The sequence below is a fragment of the Variovorax sp. YR750 genome, assembly GCF_900109805.1.
GTDB lineage: Bacteria > Pseudomonadota > Gammaproteobacteria > Burkholderiales > Burkholderiaceae_C > Variovorax > Variovorax gossypii.
The window spans coordinates 1-4,656 of sequence record NZ_FOBJ01000044.1; the positions used below are offsets into that span (position 1 = coordinate 1).

At 64.6% G+C, this 4,656-nt stretch carries 3 protein-coding genes; 2 read left to right on the forward strand and 1 reads right to left on the reverse strand.

The features are described 5' to 3' along the window. On the forward strand, positions 1–1,278 hold a 1,278-nt coding region (locus BMY35_RS37420), incomplete at its 5' end, for an esterase/lipase family protein (RefSeq protein ID WP_093210116.1). Positions 1,279–1,315: 37 nt separating this feature from the next. Continuing rightward, a complete protein-coding gene (locus BMY35_RS37425; protein WP_093210118.1) occupies positions 1,316–2,269 on the forward strand; it encodes a T6SS immunity protein Tli4 family protein in 954 nt (317 codons plus the stop codon). A 32-nt stretch (positions 2,270–2,301) separates the two neighbouring features. Here BMY35_RS37425 and pilQ read toward each other — a convergent pair whose 3' ends face one another. Continuing rightward, the gene (gene pilQ / locus BMY35_RS37430) at positions 2,302–4,398 is read right to left on the reverse strand and encodes a type IV pilus secretin PilQ (RefSeq protein ID WP_093210119.1); all 2,097 of its coding nucleotides are present in this window, start codon (positions 4,396–4,398) and stop codon (positions 2,302–2,304) included. Positions 4,399–4,656 lie beyond the last annotated feature (258 nt).

Sequence of the window (4,656 nt, forward strand, 5' to 3'; positions counted from 1 at the left end):
ATCCTGCAGTTGATGGAGCGCCAGCTCAACGACATGCTTCGACGGGAAGGCAAAAAGTACGTCGTCTCACCGGCATGGCTCGACAAGAGCAACCCCGAGGCGCTGATCGGCCGGCCACCGTCGAGCTTCGGCGTCCACGACGCGCAACCGCTGAGCGAGGACGACATCCGCAAGATCGGCAACTGTTGGTATCCGGTGCATGCCTTCGGCTACAACTGGCTCAGGAGCAACGGCGAGGAAGGCAGGCAGCTTGCGAAGAAGATCGAGCTGCTGATCGACACCTACAACCACAACGGCTTCGACTGCCCCGGCGTCATCGTCGTCACGCACAGCATGGGCGGAATCCTGGCGCGGGCGATGATGCACGCAGACTACGGCGCCATCAGGCATCGCATCCTGGGCGTGGTGCATGGGGTGATGCCCACCACCGGCGCGGCCGCCGCGTACAAGCGCATGCGCGCGGGCTTCGAGGGCAGCAACAAGCCCTGGTGGCATCTGAAGTCCCAGTTGGTGGGTGGCATCACGCAGAGCGTCCTGGGCGACAACGGCGAGGAAGTGACGGCCGTGCTGGCCAATGCGCAAGGCGGCCTGGAGCTTTTGCCGGCGGCCGCCTATGGCACGCAGTGGCTGCAGGTGCAGGACGACAACGGCAAGTTCCTGGCGAAATGGCCCAGCAGTGACGCGGTGAGCGAGATCTACACGCTCGATCGGGACAAGTGGTGGAGGTTGATCAATCCGGATTGGATCGATCCGGCGGGGCAGCTCAATTTGCCAAAAGCCAAGGGCGGCAAGTCGAAAGCTCAGATCGGTCTAAAAGCCACGATGACCCGGATTGAAGATGCCATGAGATTTGCGGACGCTATCCGGGACACGTTCCATCCACGCACTTATGCGCACTACGGCAGCGACCCGGGGCAGCCGGCTTGGAACGACCTGGTGTGGCGCGTGGTCGATGGCGACCCTGTCATCGCCGGCGACCCGTTGACCTGGACCTTGTTGCCCGGAAACCAGGGAGACAACGGCGAAGGGTCGTTACGCGTGAAAGGCGACCGAGGCGAAGTTCTCAGGCTCAAGCTTCAGCTGCCAATGACGCCAAGCGACGGCACGGTACCCGTGGAACGCAGCGCCGCCAAGGTGCGCGCGAAAGCCAAGTTCGTGCAGGCCGGATACGACCACCAGGGCAGCTACAGCGACGCCAACGCCAGCGCAGCCACGCTCTACGGCATCGTGCGCATCGCCGCCGACTTCGACTCCCAGTGGTGGTCGGAGAAGAACTGAACTCACCTACCAACCACTGAAGACGAGGATTGTCTGCATGAACCGACGCATCGAGAAACTGTTCGATCACACCAAACTGCTGTGCTTCGGCCGCTATGTGCTGACCGCACCCGTCGATTCGAGACTGGCGTTCGGGCGCGACTTTCCGACGCTGCCCAACCGGGCCAATGACGTCGAGAAAGTGATGGCCGCCGACCGCGCAAAGATACTGTCAGCAGACAAGACGGCCGAGATCACCTACTTTGGCAAAGGGCCGGCACCGAATCTCTGGCTCATGCGTTCATTCAAGAGCGTGTCTGCAAAGAAATACGAGCTGGAGAGCTTTGACATCTACTACGTCGTAGGCCCGCACATCTTTGTTGGAGGCGACGCCACGGCCGAGAGCTACAACGTGACCGCAGACTCGATCCTTCGAGATGCTGTCGAGCTCGCCAGCAATCTGCGCGCACGCGAGCCCGACGAGGTTCCCACGGATCAAGGCCTTTGCCATGAATACGGCTTCACCCGTGTCGATGGCTCTCGAGGCCCAGCCCTGTCCCAGGCCGGCCTTCACATGGCGGACCTGCCGGACGTCGTGTTCAGCGTCCAGAGCAACCAGAGCCAGAGCACGAAGGGCAGCAATGGCTACGGCCTGCTCAAGCTCATCAACGACCGCAAGCGAGACGCCGGCAGCAGCTATCCCAGGCTGACGACGCTGCGCGAGGGCAAGAAGAAAGTCCACGGCTGGGACGGAGAGGAGTCGCTGGTCCGCGAAGCCGATGGTTCGCACGACTTCGAATGGATGTTCATCGGCGAAACCGGCAACGTCGCGCGCCCCGCGCTGCTGCATGCGGCGATGTTCACCAAGGTGGCCTCCGATCGCGTGGGCGCGGCGGCTTCTTCGTCGGTCAACGACGAAGAAGCCATCGCGCTGTGGGACAAGCTGCTCGATGGCCTCAAGTTCCGCGTGGCGGTGCCGGGCGCCCCGCCTGCAGCGGTGGCGATCAGGTAGCGGGCTGCTCCAACCCGCCGTCCGCCTGTTGCTCAGCGCAGCGCAGTCCGGTCGGTGATCATCTTCGGCGTGATGAAGACCAGCAGCTCCGTCTTGTTGTACGTGCGGCTGCGCGTGCGGAACAGGGCTCCGACCACCGGTATCTCGCCCAGCACCGGAACACGCGACTCGTCCACGTTGTCGGTCAGCTCGAAGATCCCGCCGATCACGACGGTGCCTCCGTTCTCGACCAGCACTTCGGTCTGCACGTGCTTCGTGTTGATCGCGTAGCCCGCGCTCGTCGACTGCCCGACCGAGTCCTTGTTCACGTCGAGCGTCAGGATGATGTTGCCCTCGGGCGTGATCTGCGGCGTGACCTCGAGCTTCAGGTTGGCCTTGCGGAACGACACCGAAGTGGCACCGCTGGATGTCGCCGACTGGTAGGGCAGCTCGGTGCCCTGCTCGATCAGCGCCTTGGTCTGGTCCGCGGTCACCACGCGCGGGCTGGCCACCACCTTGCCCTTGCCTTCGTCCTCCAGCGCGGAGATCTCCAGGTTGAGGATCTTCGAGAGGCTGGAGTTGTACAGCGAAACGGCGAAGGTGCCGACGCTCGATCCGCTCGAGCTGGTGGCGGGCAGGTTGATGAAGTTGCTCGTCGAGTTGCCCGAGAAGGTGGTGGTCCCGTCGCTCGAGGTGGTCGGCTGCGTGCCGATGGAGCTGTTGCTGCCCTTGACCGAGCCGCCCAGCTTCACGCCCAGCGACTTGCTGAAGGTGTCCGACGCCTCGACGATGCGGGCCTCGATCAGCACCTGCCGCACCGAGACGTCCAGCTTCTGGATCAGCTCGGCCACCTGCGCCAGGCGCGACGGAATGTCCGAGACGAAGAGCTGGTTGGTGCGCGGCTCGGCAATCACGCTGCCGCGCGCGCTCAGGATGCGGGTCGCCGATCCGCTGGTTCCGCCCGTCGACGAACCCGTGCCGGTCAGGCTCTGGGCGATCGCCGGCGCCTTCGCGTAGTTGAGCTGGAATGAACGTGTCTGCACGGGCTCCAGGCTCTGGATCGCAGCCTGCGATTCGAACCTGAGCTTCTCCTTGGCATTGAGTTCGTCCTCGGGCGCGATGCGCAGCACGCTGCCGTTCTTGCGCATGCCGAGGTTCTTCGCCTCCAGGATGATGTCCAGCGCCTGGTCCCAGGGCACGTCCTTCAGCCGGAGCGTGAGCGAGCCTGTGACCGAGTCGGAGGTGACGATGTTGAAGCTGGTGAAGTCCGCGATCACCTGCAGCAGCGAGCGGATCTCGATGTTCTGGAAGTTGAGCGACAGCTTCTCGCCGTTGTAGCCGACGCCCTGCGTCAGCTTGGTCGGGTCGAGCTTGCGCGGGCGCACCTCCACCACGAACTGGCTGTTGCTCTGGTAGGCGCTGTGCTCCCACTCGCCACGCGGATCGATCACCATGCGCACGCGATCGCCGGCCTGCTGCAGGCTCACGGTCTGCACTGGCGTGCCGAAGTCGGACACGTCGAGCCGGCGGTTGAGCCCCTCGGGCAACGACGACTTCGTGAACTCGACCACGAGGCCCTTGCCCTGCTGGCGGATGTCCACGCCGACCTGGTCGTTGGGCAGCGACACGATCACGCGCCCGGTGCCTTCGGTGCCCATGCGGAAATCGACGTCGCGCAGCGGCAGCACGTCGCGGTTGCGGTTCTCGGCAAAGGTGGCCGACGCGGAAGTCGCCAGCGCAGGGCCTGCGGCGGGCTGCAGCGTCACGAGCAGCGACTTGCCGCGCAGCTCGGTCCTGTAGGCGGTCGCCTGCTTCAGGTTGATGACGAGGCGCGTGCGCTCGCCGGCCTGCACCACGTTGACGGAACGCAGATTGCCCTGGCTCATTTCGATGGCCTCGCGGCCCAGGCTGCTGCTCATGCCGGGAAAGTCGAGCGCGATGCGCGCGGGCGACTGGATGGCGAAGCCGTTGGGCTCAGCCGTCAGCGGCTCCGAGAAATCGACACGCAGCACTTCGCTGCCTGCCTGCAGGGAGCCCGTGACCGATTCGATCCTGTTCTGCGCCTGTGCCGCCGCGAGCGACCCGAGGGCGAGGAGCAGGAAGGCACACGCGCGCAACCAGCGCGCGAGCGCGAATATCTGTTTGTTCATTTGACCTGCCTTGAAACTGCGGCACCTTCTCCTCGCTGCGCTGAGTTCCCTCCCGAGTGCAGCGTGTTCCAGAGTCCGCGCAAGCCATTGCGCGACCGGAACGGGCAGCGCGGCGCCTTTGCGGCGGCCGCGCTGCCCCGTCACATCCTCATGCGATCAGAGGATCAGAACGCGTGGCGGATGCCGAAGTCGTAGCCGGTGGAAGAGCGCGGCAGGCCCGTGTAGCTCGTGCCCGTGCTGCCGTAGCCGGTCGTGCTC

Coding starts and splice junctions, on each gene's coding strand:
- pilQ (WP_093210119.1), bottom strand. CDS start 4,398: ATGAACAAACAGATATTCGCGCTCGCGCGCTGGTTGCGCGCGTGTGCC.
- BMY35_RS37425 (WP_093210118.1), top strand. CDS start 1,316: ATGAACCGACGCATCGAGAAACTGTTCGATCACACCAAACTGCTGTGC.